Below are 15,549 nucleotides of genomic sequence, written 5' to 3' on the forward strand. Positions count from 1 at the left end.
CAGGTCAACCCGCTCACCTATGTCACCGGTGACGAGCCCCGATGCACATCTTCCACGGCACACACGACTCCGTCCTGCCGCCAGGGTCCTCCCAGACACTTTTCGAAGGGCTGATCGCCGCAGGGTCTGAGGCGACATACACCCTCGTCGACGGAGCTGGCCACACCGTCAGCGACATCATCAACGCCGACTCCTATGAAGTGTTCCGCGCCAACCCCGGCGGCCAGATCGTGACAGGTCAGGAGCCCGCCCCGACCTGGGACAACATCGAGCAGTTCATCCGGTCTGCCTTCGGCGACGCTCCGGGCGAGGCCCCAGGGAACTCCGGCAACGCACCAGGCAGGAGCGGTGAAGCCCCGGGCAACTCGGGCAACGCACCGGGCAGGAGCGGCGAAGCCCCGGGAACTCCGGCAATGCACCGGGAAGAACTGGGAGGCCCGGGCAACTCCGGCAATGCTCCGGGAGGACCGGGAGCACCTCCGGGGCGCTGGTTCTGGTTCCGTAGGGCCGCTGCGTCCGACTAAGCCTGGGCGCTTCTCTCGTCCAGGGCGACCGATTCGAGCAGAGGCTGGGTTCTGGTGGGCATCACCTCCACCAGGGACATGGCGGTGCTCGTTCGCTCCACGCCCTCGATGGCCAGCATCCGGTTGGCGATCTCGTGCAGGTCCGCAGGGTTCCTCGCCGCAACCTTGACGTGCAGGTCAGCGTCGCCGGTCGTCGCATGCATCTCGATGATCTCGGGGATCGTGCGCACCTGCTCGATGGCGCTTTCGCTGGCTGACTGGCTGATCGCCACAGAGATGAACGCGATCAGGGGCAGCCCGAGCGCCTCAGTTCTGACGCGCTGGCTGAATGGGCCGAGGCTTCCGTCGGTCAGCAGCCTGCGCAGTCGGGCGTGGGCAGTGTTCCGCGCGACCCCGAGCTCACGAGACAGGGACAGAACGGTCGCCTGCGGGTCCCGGTCCAGAGCCAGCAAGATCTTGGCATCAAGGAGTCAATGGTGTGCATACTGCGCATTTTGTCACCCGTGGAGCCGAAAAGCACCTGATCTGTCCTGCGTCCGAGGCCTGTGTTGCGCACAACGCTGGGGTGGTTGAACATCCTTGCATGCCCAGTGCGTCCCACCTTCCCAGTGCTCCTCGTGTGCGGCCCGTCGTCGACGGTCTGCCTGCCTACGTTGCTGGCCGCAGTGCCCAGACGGCGCTCACGGCTGCGCTCGCATCGAACGAAAGTCACTTCCCGCCCCTGCCGTCGGTGACCAGCCTCATGGAGACAGAGACCTCACGGATCCATCGCTACCCGGACATGGCCTCCGCAGACCTTAGAGAGGCGATCGCCGCCCACGTAGACGTATCGGCTGAGGAGGTGGCCGTCGGCCCGGGCAGCTCGGGGGTGCTGCAGCAGATCCTGTCCGCTGTCTGCGACCCAGGCCACGAGGTGGTCTTCGCGTGGAGGTCCTTCGAGGCGTACCCGATCCTGGCGGCGGTTGCCGGGGCCGAGCCGGTGCGCGTGCCGCTGCTCCCCGATGAGCAGCATGATCTCGATGCGATGGCCGCAGCGGTCACCGAGCAGACGCGGGTCCTCCTCCTCTGCTCGCCCAACAACCCGACCGGCGTCCCCCTCGACGCTGAGCGGACGGAAGATCTCCTCAGCAGGGTGCCTCCGCATGTGCTGGTCGTGATCGACGAGGCCTACGTGGAGTTCAGGAGGAGGCCGGTGCGGTGGATGCCCTGGAGCTCTATCGCCGCTATCCGAACGTCTGCGTGCTGAGGACCTTCTCGAAGGCCTACGGACTGGCCGGGCTGCGCGTCGGCTATGCCATTGCCCGAGCACCGCTCGCTGAGGGACTGCGCAGGACCGCGATTCCCTTCGGCGTGAACCGGATGGCGCAGACAGCGGCCGCAGCCTCACTGGCAGCCCACGACGAGATGCGCGCCCGCACTGCCGAAGTGCGAGCCGAGCGCACACGGATGATCGCTGCCCTGCGCGGGGCCGGATGGATCCTCCCGGAGAGCCAGGCGAACTTCGTCTGGCTCCGCTGCGGGACGAGACCCGGGAGGCCATCCTGTCTGCTCTGGCGGATGCTGACATCCTCGCCCGCGGCTACAAGGACGACGGAGTCCGCATCACGTTGGCTGACCGTGACACCAACGATCGGGTGCTTGCAGTCCTGACCGAGCGCGAAAGGTTCGGCAGGCAGTGAGCAGCGCACCGACATCGCAGAGCCCGTCGGCCGACGCCCCCGCCCGCCCGTCGGATTCGGCGCCTCGGCACTCGGCGGTCGAGAACATCCTGGGCATCATTACCGGATGCTTCGTCGTCTCCCTGGGCCTGTTTCTGCTGAAGTCATGCCAGGCCGTAACCGGCGGCACCGCTGGGTTGGCTCTGCTGCTCAGCTATTCCATCGATGTCCCCTTTGGGGTCATCTTCATCGCCGTGAACTCCCCGTTCTTCGTGCTGGCGGTGTGGAAGAAGGGTGGGACTTCACGCTGCGCACCATCGGCGCGGTGGTGCTGGTGTCGGTGCTCGAGCCCGTTCACTCCGCCGTCATCGGCGAGATCACCATTGCGCCGCTCTACGGGGTCCTGGGAGGGAACCTGCTGACAGGGGTCGGACTGCTCATTCTGTTCCGCCACAAGGCCAGCCTCGGAGGCTTCAACATCCTGGTGCTCATCCTCCAGGAACGCTTCAACTGGCGCGCCAAGCTACGTGCAGATGGGACTCGACGTCACGATTGTTCTGGCGGCACTCACCGTCGTCTCCCCGATGATGGTGGTGCTCTCCGCGCTGGGCGCAGCGGTGATGAATCTGACCCTGGCGCTGAATCACCGCTCCGGACGGTACTTGGTGTCGTAGTCCGGCTGGCCGTGGACGGCTCTGGCATCCGTCGGCGGCTCCCCGACCTCGTCCACGGTGTGGCCTGTGCACGGTGTGCTGGTGACGCTGGCACGCTCGATGCGCGACACAGCGAACCAGCGGATGGCCTCGCGTGCGCGACACCATCCGACGAGGTGCCACTGGCCGTTCCTGGAGGCGAACAGCACCGGCTCGACGTCGCGGTCGGTCGTGGTGCTTAAGCCTGTGAGGTGTAGCGGATGCGGACGACGCGCTGCTCGGCCATCGCCTCCTCCACTGCTGACCTGATCGCCCGGGAGCCGGAGGGCGGCGCGCTGACCCACACGCGGTAGGCGAGTTCCTCGGCTCGCGCCCGTGTCCGAGGATCGAGCACATCCAGGATCTTCTGCACTCCTGCCGCGGCCGAGTCGGAGTAGGGAGCATCACGCGCTGCGGAGACAGCGGCCATCAGCGCCACGGCCTGCGGGGCGGAGAGGCTGACCGGCGGCAAGGACGAGTAAGCAGCCAGGCCGTACCCGCCGCCGGGGCCGGGGCGGGACCAGATGGGGGCGCCGCTGCGATCCAGGGCTTCGAGGTCCCGTTTGACGGTGCGCACGGAGACGTCGAATTCGCGTGCCAGCCGCTCGGCCGAGCAGCCCCGTGACCCGCTGCGCCGCAGCATCTCCGACAGGGCATGAAGCCGCTCCGCCCGCTTCATCCTCCTGCACTCCGCAGATTCATGACACAAATAGTGACATACAGCTGTCCGGAGCAACCCCAAAGCTAGCTGTATGACACCTTCACACAGCACCCCGCCCATCATTCTCGTCGCAGGCCACTGGCTCGGAGCGTGGGCCTGGGATGAGGTCCTCGACCACCTGGGCCCCGATCGTGACCGGACGGTCGCGGTGACGCTCCGGGACTGGACCCGGATGATCCTGAGCGGTCGACCAGGACTCTTGAGGATCAGGCGTCCGCGATCCACCACGTCCTCATCCAGAGCGGAGACCCGGAGGGGCGAGGTTCGGTGCTCGTCGCTCACAGCGGTGCGAACGCCCCGGTCAGTCTGGTCCTGGACCGGCACCCTGATCTGGTTCGTCGGGTGGTGTGGGTCGATTCCGGTCCGATGGCGCCGGGGACCGCGTTCGCCCCAGACCTTCCTCCGGAGCTGAAGGAGCTTCCGCTGCCCTCGTTCGATGAGCTCGAGCAGCAGGCGAGTCTGGAAGGCGTGAGCGAAGCGGCGCGTGACCGGTTCCGCGCCAAGGCGGTGCCGGAGCCCGGTCCTGTGATGCGCTCGACCGTTGAGCTGACGAACGACGCTCGCTGGGCCGTGCCCACCACGCTGGTGTGCTGCTCGATCTCAGGCGCGCAGGTGCAGGAGATGGCCGAGGGAGGGCATCCGATGTTCGCCGAGGTGGCGAACCTCGAGGATCTGGAGGTCGTAGACCTCCCGACGGGCCACTGGCCCATGTGGAGCCGTGCGGCCGACCTGGCGCGGATCGTCCGAGCGGCAGCCTCAGCCCCCAGCTGAGCCGGATAGGCACAGGCTGGCGCCGCGCAGGGTTAAGCGGGCGACGTGCCGGGCGGGCTGGGCTCTCGGCGCAGCAGATCCCCGGGTTCGCAGTCGAGGGCCTCGCAGAGTGCCTCCAAGGTGGAGAACCGGATGGCCCGGGCGCGATTGTTCTTCAGGATCGAGATATTGGCAGGGTGATCCCCACCTTCTCGGCCAGTTCGCCCACCGACATCTGACGTTCGGCGAGCATCACATCGATGGTGACCCTGATGGCCATCAGACGACCGCCGCCAGTTCGCTGCGGTAGTCGATCGCCTGGACCAGCAGTCCGCGCATGACCGCAAGGAGCAGCAGCAGCGACACTCCGAGCGCTGCGGCGCCGCCGAGTCCGAGCAGCGCCGGCGGTCCGCCGACCTGGACGATGAAGATCAGGTGGACGAAGACCGCTGCTGCCAACGCGGTGCTGGCGCTCAGCGCAGCGATGATGATGTCCACCCACTTCAAGGCAGAGGCATCGAAGATGCGGTCTTTGGACACCATGGATGCCAGGCGCCATGTAGCCACCAGCCCGATCTGCACCCCGATGATCGCGACGATCGCCAGAATCGCGTAGGGCACGGTCAGCGGCGCGATCTCCGGGAACATCTCCCCGGCGCTCTGTGCGTTGATGGGAATCGCGGCTTGAACCATGAGGCTTCCGAGCAGCAGCAGACCAACAGCGGCCCGGAGCCCGATGGAGAACACAGTAGACATGTGTTGAGTATCAACCGATATATATCGATAGTCAATATGATCAGCATGAGGAACTAGGGTGAGGCCATGTCAGGACCCCAATTCGGCCTTCGACGTCGCCTCAGTGCAATGTCGGTCCATGCCTACACGGCTGTGGGTGTGGTCCTCGCACTGCTGATGGTGCACATGTCCTACGCAAGCGAAGTCGAGATCGTTCTGTGGCTGTTCCTCGCCGCCATGTTCATCGACGGCTCTGACGGCTTCCTGGCCCGCTACTTCCGGGTCAAGGAGGTGACGCCGGGCTTCGACGGTGCGCTGCTGGACAACATCGTCGACTACATCACCTACGCCTTTGCGCCGATGGTGCTGCTGTGGAGCACCGGCTACCTGCCGGAGGGCTGGCTGGGCGGGGTGGTGGCCTCAGTGCCTCTGCTGGCGTCCTGCTTCCAGTTCTGCCGCAGCGATGCCAAGACCGACGACCACTTCTTCGTCGGGTTCCCCAGCTACTGGAACATCGCCGCGTTCTATCTCATCGTCCTCGGCGCAAGCGTGGCCACCACCACCACCGCACTGCTTGTCCTGACCGTGCTCGTCTTCGTCCCGATCAAGTACGTCTACCCGTCCCAGACGGAGACCGCATGGTGGCTGACGATGCCACTGACCGTCATCTGGTTCGGCCTCTACGCGCTGATCCTGGTGCAGTATCCGTCGCCGAGCCTGTGGCTCATCGCCCTGTCCGGCGGCTACGTCGTCTACTACACAGCCCTGAGCCTGCGGCTCACGCTGAAGCGGCGACGTCAGGACAGGCGCGAGGCGATCTCAGCCAACGCTGCATAGGGCTCCACCCTTCCGGATGAAACCCTATGAGGGAGCCTCTGGCAGCTCAGCCCCGTACCAGTGGGTGATCAGCGCATGCGACATGGCAGATGCCCACGGCAGCGTGATGCGGTAGGCGACGAGCGCGTCTCGCAGCTCCTCACGGCTGAACCACTGGACATCGCGGATTTCGTCCCGATCAGCTGCCGCGCCGGTCTCCCGGGTGTAGGCGAAGAATCCCAGCATGAGCGATCGCGGATACGGCCACGACTGGGACCCAAAGTACTCCACGCGTTCCACAGTGATGCCGGCTTCTTCGTGAACCTCCCGCACGACGGCGTTCTCCACCGATTCGCCCGCCTCGACGAAGCCCGCGAAGGTTGAATAGCGACGCGCCTCGCCCTTCATGGCTGACCCCAATAGCAGCCGATCCTGATCGTCGATGACGGCCGTGATGGCGGCGGGGTCTGTGCGCGGAAAGTGCGACGAGGCGCAGTGGACGCACTGACGAGACCATCCCGACGCGCCCGGCACGGTATGACCACCGCAGGATGGGCACAGGACGGCCGACCGATGCCAGGCAAACAGGGCCATTGCCTGCGCCACACACTCCGCCTCCCACGCGGGCAGAAGGTGGCCAGCGCTGAGAAGATCATCCCAGCGGCCTTGATGCGCCTGAATGTCCGCGGAGAACTCCTCATGGGGAACGGCCACCACATGGTTGGCGCGCCCCGCATCCGCGCTTAAGCACCGTCGTTGGTCAGCTCCCCCAAATAGATGCTCCCCTCCGGGAGAGCTCCTGCGGGAGCGGCGAACAGCACTCGCAGTGCGCCGGCTGACGTCCCGTCCGGGCCAGGAGCGGACAGGGTCGGGACCTTGCCCTCTCGGAGCAGCAGAACGCGTGTGTGGGGCTGGTTCCACACCTCATCCAGCCAGTTCTCCGCCTTCCGACGATCGCCATGCCTTTCGACACGGGTGACCTGTCCAGTCTGAAAAGATCCCTCAGTGGTGAGCACCGGATGACGCTAGCCGCCGCACCTTGAGGTTGCCTAGTCGGTGCTTCTCACAGATCGTCTGTGCCGAGAAGCCGCCACCGTCAGAGCTACGCCCGCGAAGACGACCATTCCTGCCGCGACGATGAGCGGCAGAGCTCAGATGCGCCCGTCTGGGCGATGGCTGCAGGCACACCTCGCGTGACTGGATCGCCCCCGTCGTGGGGTGGGCAGCCGCGCCCTGGTGCTCGGCGGCTGTGCTGCCGTCTGCCGGGTCAGGATATTCCGCTGCTGCAGCGGCGAAGCCTCAGACTCGTGCTCCTGAGAAGGGGTCCCATCGTCGCAGAGGACTCTGTGACGTCGGGCTCGGAGCTGGGGTCTATTTTGTTCGGGAGCGTGTGGCGCCTCCGGCCGAGTCCTCGGCCTGGGTTTCGTCCCGTGATTCCTCTGGGCTGATGCTCGGCGTCGCGGCAGGTTCCGCCGACGGTGTCGTTGTCGTCGGCTCCTCTGCGGATGTCGGAGACGCGGCGGGCCCCTCGGAGGCGGCAGGTGCTGAGGGAAGCGTCAGGCGTCGCGGTGCTGGGCGCGTCCCCACTGTCAGTGCTGGGTGGCAAGGGAGACGACGCTGTGGGCGCAGTCGTCGGTGAGGGGTCTGGGGTTTGGGAGACCTCGGGGGTGGGTGATCCCGCAGGAGCCGGGCTCGTCGCGGAGTCTGCAGGTTCTTCTGTTGCTGGTGCAGACGGCTCAGTCGGCTCAGCGGATTCGGTGGATTCCGGCAGCTCAGTGGGCTCGACCGCACCCGGTTCGGTGGGCTCAGGTGACACCGTGGGCTCGACCGATTCAGTCTCACTGGGTTCTGTGGGTTCAGGAACGTCAGTGGGCTCAGTCGCGCTCGTCTCAGTCGGCTCCGGCGTCTCGGGTGGCTCCGGCGATGCGGTCGGGGTCGGTGCGGCGCTGGGAGCCGGTGTCTCAGTGGGCGACGGAGTGGCCGTGTCCGACGGGGTGGGCTCCTCCTCCGGTTCGGCTGGTTCGATCACGCCGCTGCCCCGAACTGATGCAGTGGCGATGTGAACCGCCGCGGCCATCTCGTCGGAAGACGGCTCTGTATTGAGCGACCTCGGCGCGGGGTCCGGATCCTGAAGTTCGGGAACTCGACCGTCAGGGCGCGAGCTGTCGAGAAATCGTCAGTGCTGGCCCCTGGGTCGTGTGGGAGGCGCTGACCGCGACGGTCTGAGCCATGACATCTGTGATCGGCTCAGCGATGTGCTCCGCGACGGAGAAATCCGTCTCGAGGTAGGCGATCAGATCCATCAGCACAGCGCTCTCCGCTTCACAGCGTGCACTGTAGGCCTCCCGGATCTCTTCTTCCGACCTGAGTTCGGACCAGCTGGAGGGCTCGTTCTGCAAGTCGATGAGGGCCTCCCAGCTCGGCCTGTCTGTCACCTCGATGTGGGTGGCACACCTCTCAGCTCCCTGTGCGCCGGGATCTGTGGTGATGCGGGCGACGAGCGATCCGTTCTGGGTAATGGTGTGCTCGGTGCGGCGGTCAGCTGCGAAGCTTGTCAGCTGCTCGCGGGCGAACTGGTCCACAGACTCCGTCAGGATGTCTGCGACGGCGCTGCCGGACGGCATGCCCAGGATATGTTCACCGGGGACCTGGTCTGACCCAATGTCTGCGGGAGGCTGGGGAACGTTGATCTGCGCCTGGCCTGAGCTGAAGTCAATGCTGGCGTCATCAGTGGCGAACGTGGACTCGAAATCTGGCGGATCCTGGTCAGGCTGTTCTATGTCGAACCCGTCGGTTCCCCAAGGAGCCCATTGGATGATCGGAGGCTCATCCGGGGCTCTACGTTGGCCTCCGCCACCTGAAGGGAAGCCATCATGACGGAGGAAAGGAGCGGGCTCTTAAGTTCGACCTGGACGTTCTCCAGCGAGCTCTCCAGCTGAGGACCGTCCTCGTCCAGAACAGCGGAGGAGCTGACCGCCTCGATGCCCAGCCGAAGCTCGCTCACCACCTGCTCATGAGTGTCCGTCTGAACGAGCCACCACGGAGCATCCCACCCGTGGGGCTCATCGAAAGGTTCGGTGTAAGCCTGGGCGTCGGGATCCTCGATCGAGAGCAGCTCGATGGGGTCATCGTCGCCCGGGGAGGAAGGTGCTCGCCGATGCGATTGCCCGGGGACATCATCAGTCGTGAGGTGACATCCACTTCTACCGCGGGAGCCCCAGGGTCGGACTCGGACGGTGCGATGCCCATGGCGGTGGCCAGTGCGTACCCGTTCTCTTCGGTCAGTGCGCGCTCCTCGCCAGGCCCCACCCGGACATAGCCCTCTGGTCCTAGGATCGGATGACCGTCGTCAATCGTGGCCGATGCCCACTGTGAATCGCCGGGGACCACGGTGCGGGAGTCATCACCCGGGCTCTCGCGCGACGTCCCTGCGTCGAGTTCCTCGGAGTACTCCGCAGAGCCGCTTTCGACCGCGACCCACTGGCTGTGCGCGTGCGCCCAAGGCTGCGGGTCTTCGTCGGCGGATGAGGTCGGCACCGGAGCTGCGGCCGAGAACGTCGCCGAGGCTGTCAGCGTGCTCAGGGCCACGGCCGCGGCAGACGCCGCTGTCCAGCCACGAGACCAGCGGCCCGTCATGAATCCTTGCACTGTGTCTGCACCTCTCCGCCGCGGCCGGTCATTCCGACAAGCAGACAATACAGGTTTTGAAGAGGAAAAATTCGGCAAACACACAGTTTCGGGAATTGTCTGCAGAATCGCGAAGGCCGTCTCGGGACGATCGCCCGGGATTGGGTTTTGCGCTTAAGGCATTGTCGTGCGGCGAGCTCCTATTGTGACGCGGCGCCTGCTGCGGGAGGTCCACCTGACGTAGCATGGCCAGCATGGGCCCCGCCGCCGTCAGCGACCCGACGCCACCGGGCCAGGAAGCTGGCGAGACCAGGCACATGCGACAGTCAGAAGCAGCCGTTTCACGAGGCGGAAGGGACTCCACCGTCGAATCTCATGCGGGCGCACAGCCCGTCCTGCAGCGCATGGTGCACATTTCGCGGCCCGTTCTGTGGGTCAACACCATCGGTCCCGTGGTCCTGGCCATGTGGCTGGCCGGTCACCTGTGGGACTGGGGTGCCCTGGCGCTGCTCCTCTGGCTGACGCTGCCGTTCAACCTTCTCATCTACGGCGTCAACGACATCTTCGACCAAGACACGGACGCGCTGAACCCGCGCAAGGGCACCCTCGAAGGGGCCCGCATCGTGTCGGGCGAGGTGCGGCCGATCTGGGTGGGCGTCCTGGTCACCAACATCCCGTTCCTGGCGTACTTCCTGTGGACGCTTCCCGCTGATGCGCTGCTGTGGATGGGGCTCTACCTGCTCATCTTCATCTTCTACTCCGCACCGCCCCTGCGGTTCAAGGCCCGTGCCTACCTGGACTCCCTCAGCAACGCCGCCTATGCCTTTCCGATGGTGTTCGTGCCCATGGCGCTGGGAACCAGCCCGGTCTGGGCGGCTGCTCTGGCACTGATGGCATGGAGCGCGGCCAAGCACACTTTCGACGCAGTCCAGGACATCGATGAGGACGAGGCCGCCGGCATTGTCACCACGGCCGTTCGGCTGGGCGTGCGCGGAGTGGTGCTCTGGAGCGGCATCTGGTGGGCGGTGTCCACCGTCGGCTTTGCGCTGGTCAACCTTCCGGTGGCGGTGGTGAACGCGCTCATCAGCGGGTGGCTGCTCTACAGGCTGTTCCGATCTCCCTCCGTCGACACCGCCCACGGCCTCTACCGATACTCCATTGCCTTTCCCTACGTGGCAGGGGCAGTGGCGGGCGTTCAGCTGGCTGCCGCGCTCCTTCTGGGGTGGTACCCATGAGCCGCATCGCAGTGATCGGCGGGGAGTGGGCGGCCTCACGGCAGCGTTGCTCTCCGCCTGGGCGGGGCATTCGGTCACCCTGCTGGAAGCAGCTCCCACCCTGGGCGGCAAAAGCCACCGGATCGAGGTGGGCGGCCAGCGCGTCGACACCGGACCATCCCTGTTCACCTTTCCGGCCGTGTGGCAGGAGCTGCTGCGCCGCCTGGACAGCTCCAGCGGGAACACGGCCGCGCCTACTGAGGAGACCGCGGGGCTGCATCTTGAACAGCTGACGGAGGTGGGTCAGTACTACTTCCGCGGGCAGGCCTGTTCCCTTCCGGTCCCGCCGGGGCACCCTGGCACCCCGCGTGGGAGCGGTTCGTGGAGATGCACGGGCCGATCGGCCCCGACGTCACCCAACTGCTGACCACTGCGGTCATGGATCCCGCCGCGCGTCCTTCACTGGCCCGCCTAGGGAGCCTGTACGGGCGTCGGCTGACCACCCGCAGCTACCTCGACAGTCTCACCTGGATGCCCGAGGGCCTCCGCGAGGTGATCGCCATCCACACGCTCAATGCGGGGTGGGCCCATCCCGCACGCCAGCCCTCTACGCCAGCATGCCAAGCGGTGATGGCCGAAGAGGGAGTGTGGGTGCCGCAGGGCGGCATATATGAACTCATACGAGCCCTGGAGCGGCTGGCGCGTGCCGCGGGGTGGATATCCGGCTCGACGAGCCGGTCCTGCGCGTGAAGCGCGGCGAGGTGGAGACCGCGCAGCAGGTGCACCGGGCGGATGCCGTGGTCAGCGGCCTGGATGCTCACCGCCTCGGGGGCTGCTGAACGATCGCGCACCGCGTCCGCCGCGGAAGCTGTCCTGCTCAGCGATTGCGGTGTACTCCTCGCTCAAGCGGCCCCTGCCGGAGGGCATGCCGCGGCACAGTGTGGTGCTGCCCGACGACCCGTCGGAGCTCTACGCAAGCTTGGAGGCTCAGCGTGAGCCCGACCAGACCATGGCGTTCCTGAACTACTATCCGCAGTCGGATCCCGGTCCGAATACTGCGGATACGCTCGCGGTGCTGCTGACCTCGCCCTCGAACGGACGGCGCTACGACCTGGACAGCGAATTCGTCGACCGGGAGCTCCGGCGCGTGTGGAGCACGGTGGGACTGCCCGAAGGGTTCGACGCGTTTGCCGCAGAGACGACCATCTTGGACCCGGAGCACTTCAGCCGCGCCGGGTCCTCCGGGGCGCCCTCTATGGGCCGATTCGGCCTCTGTGGATGAGCGGGCCCATGCATCGTCCCTCGCATCGCAGCCTGACGAGGCCGTGGCTGTGGCGCGTCGGCGCCTCAGTCCACCCTGGAGGCGGCCTGCTTAACCGTGATGGGCGGGGCCATGATCACAACGCACGGGCTGCTCCGCGCACTGGGTCCGGCTGAGCGCACCGGCCGCTGAGGCCGCGCCCTGACGCGGGGCATGTGAGACGGCGATTTTATGCGCAGCGGCAGGTGCTTTTGGGCTATTTGTTCCGCCCGCGGGCGGCAACGCGCCACCGGTCGATGATGGCGCCACCGGCTGTCACGGTGACTTCATCGACGAGGTTCATCGCAAGACACACGTGGTTGGGAATGACCCGCAGGCGCTCACCCAATGCGGGCAGGGTCACGTCGGGTGGCCATACGACGGTGGCATGATGCTCCGAGAGCGCAGTGATGCGGGCGTCGAGGTGGTCCATCACCCTGCCGAAGCCCGTTGCCCACGCTGGTCGGTCGCTGCCCAGAATCTTGCTGCCCGCATCGAGGACCGCTCGTCGCGGCATGCCGTGCGTGCCCTCATGCTTAGGCTGACAACTGTGGCCGCGACGGTGAGCGCAATGTCCTCCGGCGTGCACCGTTCCAACTCAAGCTGCTGGGCGTCACCGAACACATAAACACCGGGTCTGACCTCTGTGACGAGGAGGGGCCCGTCAGGGTGGCCGTGGGCGTGGACCCTCCGCTGAGACGCTCCACATGGAACCCCGCGTTGGTGAGCAGGTTCGAGGCTGCGGCGAGAGCGGCCTCCTCCTGCTCTGCAGCCTTGATCGGCATACCGGGCGCGTAGCTGTGGCCGGGGAACGTGAAGATGCCCGCCACGTGCAGCCCGGCGGCCGCGGCTGATTCGGCAACGGCAACGGCGGCTTCCGGCGCGATCCCGCTTCGATGGTGGCCGCTGTCGATCTCCAAAAGGACGTCCATCTGGTAAGCGTCGGCTCCCATGGACTGCGCCATCATCTCCGCTGCCTCTGGGAGTCCACTCCGACAGCAAGGCGGATGTCGGCGTGCAGCAGACGTCGCAGTCGTTCGGCCTTCTGAGGTCCGACCCACAAGGGATACGCGATGAACACGTCGTCTGCGCCGTGCTCCGCGAAGACTTCGGCTTCTCCAACGGTTGCGACGGTGAGGCCGACAGCCCCGGCTGAACGCTGCAGGGCTGCTATCTCCGGCACCTTGTGCGTCTTGGCGTGAGGCCGAAGATCCAGCCCTTTGGTGCGGACCGTGGCGGCCATACGGTCGATATTGCGCACCAGCACGTCCCTGTCGATCAGGATTTCTGGTGTGTCGATGCTTTCAGGGATCAGGTGCATGCGGTTCCTTCCCTCTGCGTCGGCCGCAGCCTGTCAGCGGCTGCCTGGTCGGAGTCTAACGGCGAGATTCCACGTCCTCAGAGGATCAGCCGACGGCCCCGGCATCGTTGACCACTCCCGCCCGGTACTATCACCCCAACGTCGCCACAATGACGTGGCGGCGCCACCATGTAAGGGAGACCGCAGTCATGTTCTCGAAGATCCTTGTCGCCAATCGCGGAGAGATCGCCATCCGGGCCCTGCGCGCCGGCGTCGAACTCGGGGCTCGCACCGTCGCCGTGTATCCGCACGAGGACCGGAACTCCTTCCACCGCCAGAAGTCTGACGAGGCCTACCGGATCGGCGAAGAGGGCCACGCGGTTCGCGCCTACCTGAACATCGAGGAGATCATCCGCGTCGCCAAGGACGCCGAGGTGGACGCCATCTACCCCGGCTACGGCTTCCTCTCCGAGAACCCCGACCTGGCCCGCGCCTGCGAAGCCGCCGGCATCACATTCATCGGCCCGCCCGCCGACGTCCTGGAGTCGACCGGCGACAAGGTCAAAGCTCTCCGGGCCGCCAAGGAAGCCGGAGTGCCGGTCCTGCAGAGCTCCGAACCCTCCACCGACACCGAAGAGCTGACCTGCGCCGCCGAGGAGATCGGCTTCCCCATCTTCGTCAAAGCTGTCGTAAGCGGCGGCGGTCGCGGCATGCGCCGGGTGGACACCCGCGAAGACCTCGCGGAAGCGCTGCGCTCGGCCATGCATGAGGCCGAGACCGCGTTCGGCAACGCCACCGTCTTCCTCGAGCAGGCCGTCATCCGCCCCCGCCACATCGAGGTCCAGATTCTCGCCGACGCAGAGGGCAATGTGGTCCACCTCTTCGAGCGCGACTGCTCGCTGCAGCGCCGCTACCAGAAGGTCGTGGAGATCGCTCCCGCCCCCAGCTGGATGAGGGCATCCGGCAGGCGCTGCACCGGGACGCCGTCGCCTTCGCCAAGGCCATGGACTACCGCAATGCTTAAGCACTGTGGAGTTCCTCGTGGACACCGCCGGGGAGCGCGCCGGGCAGCACGTGTTCATCGAGATGAACCCGCGCATCCAGGTCGAGCACACGGTCACCGAGGAGATCACCGACATCGACCTGGTCGCCGCCCAGATGCGCATCGCCGCAGGGGAGACCCTCGAGGACCTCGACATCCGCCAGGAGGATCTGCGCGTCCGCGGGTCCGCCATGCAGTGCCGGATCACCACCGAAGACCCGCCAATGACTTCCGCCCCGACATCGGCACGGTCACCGTCTACCGTTCCGTAAGCGGCTCCGGCATTCGGCTCGACGGCGGCACGATCTACACCGGCGCAGAGATCAGCCCGCACTTCGACTCGATGCTGGTGAAGCTCACTGCCCGCGGGCGCGACCACCAGACCGCCATCGCCCGGGCCCGCCGCGCTCTCTCGGAGTTCCGCATCCGCGGCGTCGCCACCAACATCCCGTTCCTGCTCAACGTGCTGGACTCAGAGGAGTTCATCGCCGGGGACGTGGCCACTGACTTCATCGACGCCCACCCCGAGCTGGCCACGATCAACCGCTCCCAGGACCGCGGCTCCAAAGCCCTGCAGTACCTGGCGGACATCACGGTCAACCAGCCCCACGGCCCGCGGGTCGAAGGCATCGATCCGCGGGACAAGCTTCCGCGCTTCCCCGGGGACAAGACCGACGAACCGGACCGGAGCCCGTTCGACGGCCCCTCAGATCACCCCAAGCCGGATGGGTGGCGCCAGGTGCTCCTCGCCGAGGGTCCGGAGGGCTTCGCCAAGAGGCTGCGTGAGCAGACCGCCCTCGCCGTCACCGACACCACCTTCCGCGATGCCCACCAGTCGCTGCTCGCCACCCGGGTGCGCACCCGTGACCTGCTGGCGGCCGCCCCGCCGTCGCGCACGTGACCCCGGGGCTGCTCTCGGCGGAGGCCTGGGGCGGCGCCACCTACGACGTCGCGCTGCGGTTCCTCTCTGAGGATCCCTGGGATCGGCTGCGTCTGCTGCGCGCGGAGCTGCCGAACATCCCGATCCAGATGCTGCTGCGCGGGCGCAACACCGTGGGATACACGCCCTACCCCTTGAGGTGACCGACGCCTTCGTCGCTGAGGCGGCCGCCACGGGGTGGACATCTTCCGGATCTTCGACGCGCTCAATGATGCGGACCAGATCATCCC

General features: G+C 66.5%; 20 protein-coding genes and 6 pseudogenes. 14 read left to right on the forward strand and 12 right to left on the reverse strand.

Annotation, left to right across the window (positions count from 1 at the left end; all coding sequences use genetic code 11):
* The first annotated feature begins 41 nt into the window (after positions 1–41).
* Complete coding sequence (locus K0H76_RS02470) at positions 42–524, forward strand: hypothetical protein (protein WP_258934343.1); 483 nt, start codon at positions 42–44, stop codon at positions 522–524.
* Here the strand turns inward: K0H76_RS02470 and K0H76_RS02475 are convergent.
* Complete coding sequence (locus K0H76_RS02475; protein WP_258934344.1) at positions 521–976, reverse strand: Lrp/AsnC family transcriptional regulator; 456 nt, start codon at positions 974–976, stop codon at positions 521–523. The two genes, K0H76_RS02470 and K0H76_RS02475, sit on opposite strands and share 4 nt — an antisense overlap.
* Before the next feature lie 131 nt (positions 977–1,107).
* Between K0H76_RS02475 and hisC the strand changes: the two are divergent.
* Both hisC and K0H76_RS02485 read left to right on the forward strand, forming a co-directional pair.
* Positions 1,108–2,203 (forward strand): annotated as a pseudogene (hisC, locus tag K0H76_RS02480) (histidinol-phosphate transaminase).
* Positions 2,200–2,856 (forward strand): annotated as a pseudogene (locus tag K0H76_RS02485) (YitT family protein). Before hisC ends, K0H76_RS02485 begins: the two co-directional pseudogenes overlap by 4 nt.
* Here the strand turns inward: K0H76_RS02485 and K0H76_RS02490 are convergent.
* Positions 2,826–3,553, reverse strand: a pseudogene (locus K0H76_RS02490) (WYL domain-containing protein). The pseudogenes K0H76_RS02485 and K0H76_RS02490 overlap by 31 nt on opposite strands.
* Before the next feature lie 73 nt (positions 3,554–3,626).
* Here K0H76_RS02490 and K0H76_RS02495 point away from each other — a divergent pair.
* Positions 3,627–4,366 (forward strand): annotated as a pseudogene (locus tag K0H76_RS02495) (alpha/beta hydrolase).
* A 32-nt stretch (positions 4,367–4,398) separates the two neighbouring features.
* Here the strand turns inward: K0H76_RS02495 and K0H76_RS02500 are convergent.
* Both K0H76_RS02500 and K0H76_RS02505 read right to left on the reverse strand, forming a co-directional pair.
* Positions 4,399–4,625, reverse strand: a pseudogene (locus tag K0H76_RS02500) (helix-turn-helix transcriptional regulator).
* Entirely contained in the window at positions 4,625–5,101 is a 477-nt protein-coding gene (locus K0H76_RS02505) for a DUF2975 domain-containing protein (RefSeq protein ID WP_258934345.1), read from the reverse strand. The pseudogene K0H76_RS02500 and the gene K0H76_RS02505 overlap by 1 nt, the downstream one beginning before the upstream one ends.
* Before the next feature lie 66 nt (positions 5,102–5,167).
* On the opposite strand from K0H76_RS02505, the gene K0H76_RS02510 reads away from it, so the two are divergent.
* Complete coding sequence (locus tag K0H76_RS02510; RefSeq protein ID WP_258934346.1) at positions 5,168–5,917, forward strand: CDP-alcohol phosphatidyltransferase family protein; 750 nt, start codon at positions 5,168–5,170, stop codon at positions 5,915–5,917.
* Between the two features lie 24 nt (positions 5,918–5,941).
* Here the strand turns inward: K0H76_RS02510 and nudC are convergent, their stop codons facing one another.
* Positions 5,942–6,610, reverse strand: a complete 669-nt coding sequence (gene nudC, locus K0H76_RS02515; protein ID WP_258934347.1) for an NAD(+) diphosphatase — start codon at positions 6,608–6,610, stop codon at positions 5,942–5,944.
* Between the two features lie 29 nt (positions 6,611–6,639).
* Entirely contained in the window at positions 6,640–6,912 is a 273-nt protein-coding gene (locus K0H76_RS02520) for a hypothetical protein (RefSeq protein ID WP_258934348.1), read from the reverse strand.
* A gap of 834 nt (positions 6,913–7,746) precedes the next feature.
* Between K0H76_RS02520 and K0H76_RS02525 the strand changes: the two genes are divergently transcribed.
* On the forward strand, positions 7,747–7,959 hold the full coding sequence (locus K0H76_RS02525) for a hypothetical protein (RefSeq protein WP_258934349.1): 213 nt from the start codon (positions 7,747–7,749) through the stop codon (positions 7,957–7,959).
* Between the two features lie 87 nt (positions 7,960–8,046).
* On the opposite strand, the gene K0H76_RS02530 is transcribed toward K0H76_RS02525, so the two are convergent.
* The 3 genes from K0H76_RS02530 to K0H76_RS02540 all read right to left on the reverse strand — a co-directional run bounded on the left by K0H76_RS02530 (position 8,047) and on the right by K0H76_RS02540 (position 9,532).
* On the reverse strand, positions 8,047–8,520 hold the full coding sequence (locus tag K0H76_RS02530; RefSeq protein WP_258934350.1) for a hypothetical protein: 474 nt from the start codon (positions 8,518–8,520) through the stop codon (positions 8,047–8,049).
* Positions 8,521–8,672: 152 nt separating this feature from the next.
* Positions 8,673–8,900 (reverse strand): hypothetical protein, encoded by a 228-nt coding sequence (locus tag K0H76_RS02535; RefSeq protein WP_258934351.1) that lies wholly within the window; start codon positions 8,898–8,900, stop codon positions 8,673–8,675.
* Positions 8,897–9,532 carry a hypothetical protein gene (locus K0H76_RS02540; protein ID WP_258934352.1) on the reverse strand — a complete coding sequence of 212 codons (636 nt, stop codon included), beginning with the start codon at positions 9,530–9,532 and terminating at the stop codon, positions 8,897–8,899. The genes K0H76_RS02535 and K0H76_RS02540 overlap by 4 nt, the downstream gene beginning before the upstream one ends.
* Positions 9,533–9,927: 395 nt before the next feature.
* Between K0H76_RS02540 and K0H76_RS02545 the strand changes: the two genes are divergently transcribed.
* The 4 genes from K0H76_RS02545 to K0H76_RS02560 all read left to right on the forward strand — a co-directional run bounded on the left by K0H76_RS02545 (position 9,928) and on the right by K0H76_RS02560 (position 12,019).
* Positions 9,928–10,758 (forward strand): UbiA family prenyltransferase, encoded by an 831-nt coding sequence (locus K0H76_RS02545; RefSeq protein WP_258934353.1) that lies wholly within the window; start codon positions 9,928–9,930, stop codon positions 10,756–10,758.
* A 46-nt stretch (positions 10,759–10,804) separates the two neighbouring features.
* Positions 10,805–11,164, forward strand: a complete 360-nt coding sequence (locus K0H76_RS02550) for an NAD(P)-binding protein (RefSeq protein ID WP_258934354.1) — start codon at positions 10,805–10,807, stop codon at positions 11,162–11,164.
* Entirely contained in the window at positions 11,125–11,487 is a 363-nt protein-coding gene (locus tag K0H76_RS02555) for a hypothetical protein (protein ID WP_258934355.1), read from the forward strand. Before K0H76_RS02550 ends, K0H76_RS02555 begins: the two co-directional genes overlap by 40 nt.
* A gap of 139 nt (positions 11,488–11,626) precedes the next feature.
* The gene (locus tag K0H76_RS02560) at positions 11,627–12,019 is read left to right on the forward strand and encodes a hypothetical protein (protein ID WP_258934356.1); all 393 of its coding nucleotides are present in this window, start codon (positions 11,627–11,629) and stop codon (positions 12,017–12,019) included.
* 235 nt (positions 12,020–12,254) lie between these two features.
* On the opposite strand, the gene K0H76_RS02565 is transcribed toward K0H76_RS02560, so the two are convergent.
* Genes K0H76_RS02565 through K0H76_RS02575 form a run of 3 tightly spaced genes read right to left on the reverse strand, consistent with a single transcriptional unit; the run spans position 12,255 to position 13,358 of the window.
* Positions 12,255–12,554, reverse strand: coding sequence for a hypothetical protein (locus tag K0H76_RS02565; protein ID WP_258934357.1), 300 nt, complete (start codon positions 12,552–12,554; stop codon positions 12,255–12,257).
* Between the two features lie 19 nt (positions 12,555–12,573).
* Complete coding sequence (locus K0H76_RS02570; RefSeq protein ID WP_258934358.1) at positions 12,574–13,005, reverse strand: alanine racemase; 432 nt, start codon at positions 13,003–13,005, stop codon at positions 12,574–12,576.
* Entirely contained in the window at positions 13,002–13,358 is a 357-nt protein-coding gene (locus tag K0H76_RS02575; protein ID WP_258934359.1) for an alanine racemase, read from the reverse strand. The genes K0H76_RS02570 and K0H76_RS02575 overlap by 4 nt, the downstream gene beginning before the upstream one ends.
* A gap of 188 nt (positions 13,359–13,546) precedes the next feature.
* Between K0H76_RS02575 and K0H76_RS02580 the strand changes: the two are divergent.
* From K0H76_RS02580 to K0H76_RS02595, 4 genes and pseudogenes are all read left to right on the forward strand, one after another.
* A pseudogene (locus K0H76_RS02580) lies at positions 13,547–14,224 on the forward strand (ATP-grasp domain-containing protein); the annotation flags it as partial.
* 187 nt (positions 14,225–14,411) lie between these two features.
* Entirely contained in the window at positions 14,412–14,651 is a 240-nt protein-coding gene (locus K0H76_RS02585) for a hypothetical protein (protein WP_258935307.1), read from the forward strand.
* Positions 14,576–15,280: a hypothetical protein gene (locus K0H76_RS02590; protein ID WP_258935308.1), complete on the forward strand. Its 705-nt coding sequence runs from the start codon at positions 14,576–14,578 to the stop codon at positions 15,278–15,280. Before K0H76_RS02585 ends, K0H76_RS02590 begins: the two co-directional genes overlap by 76 nt.
* A complete protein-coding gene (locus tag K0H76_RS02595; RefSeq protein ID WP_258934360.1) occupies positions 15,277–15,462 on the forward strand; it encodes a hypothetical protein in 186 nt (61 codons plus the stop codon). Before K0H76_RS02590 ends, K0H76_RS02595 begins: the two co-directional genes overlap by 4 nt.
* Positions 15,463–15,549: the final 87 nt, after the last annotated feature.

The organism is Nesterenkonia pannonica, assembly GCF_019575955.1.
GTDB classification, from domain to species: domain Bacteria; phylum Actinomycetota; class Actinomycetes; order Actinomycetales; family Micrococcaceae; genus Nesterenkonia; species Nesterenkonia pannonica.

Coding starts and splice junctions, on each gene's coding strand:
- K0H76_RS02470 (WP_258934343.1), top strand. CDS start 42: ATGCACATCTTCCACGGCACACACGACTCCGTCCTGCCGCCAGGGTCC.
- K0H76_RS02505 (WP_258934345.1), bottom strand. CDS start 5,101: ATGTCTACTGTGTTCTCCATCGGGCTCCGGGCCGCTGTTGGTCTGCTG.
- K0H76_RS02510 (WP_258934346.1), top strand. CDS start 5,168: ATGTCAGGACCCCAATTCGGCCTTCGACGTCGCCTCAGTGCAATGTCG.
- K0H76_RS02530 (WP_258934350.1), bottom strand. CDS start 8,520: ATGCCGTCCGGCAGCGCCGTCGCAGACATCCTGACGGAGTCTGTGGAC.
- K0H76_RS02540 (WP_258934352.1), bottom strand. CDS start 9,532: ATGACGGGCCGCTGGTCTCGTGGCTGGACAGCGGCGTCTGCCGCGGCC.
- K0H76_RS02545 (WP_258934353.1), top strand. CDS start 9,928: ATGGTGCACATTTCGCGGCCCGTTCTGTGGGTCAACACCATCGGTCCC.
- K0H76_RS02555 (WP_258934355.1), top strand. CDS start 11,125: ATGCACGGGCCGATCGGCCCCGACGTCACCCAACTGCTGACCACTGCG.
- K0H76_RS02565 (WP_258934357.1), bottom strand. CDS start 12,554: ATGCCGCGACGAGCGGTCCTCGATGCGGGCAGCAAGATTCTGGGCAGC.
- K0H76_RS02570 (WP_258934358.1), bottom strand. CDS start 13,005: ATGATGGCGCAGTCCATGGGAGCCGACGCTTACCAGATGGACGTCCTT.
- K0H76_RS02575 (WP_258934359.1), bottom strand. CDS start 13,358: ATGCACCTGATCCCTGAAAGCATCGACACACCAGAAATCCTGATCGAC.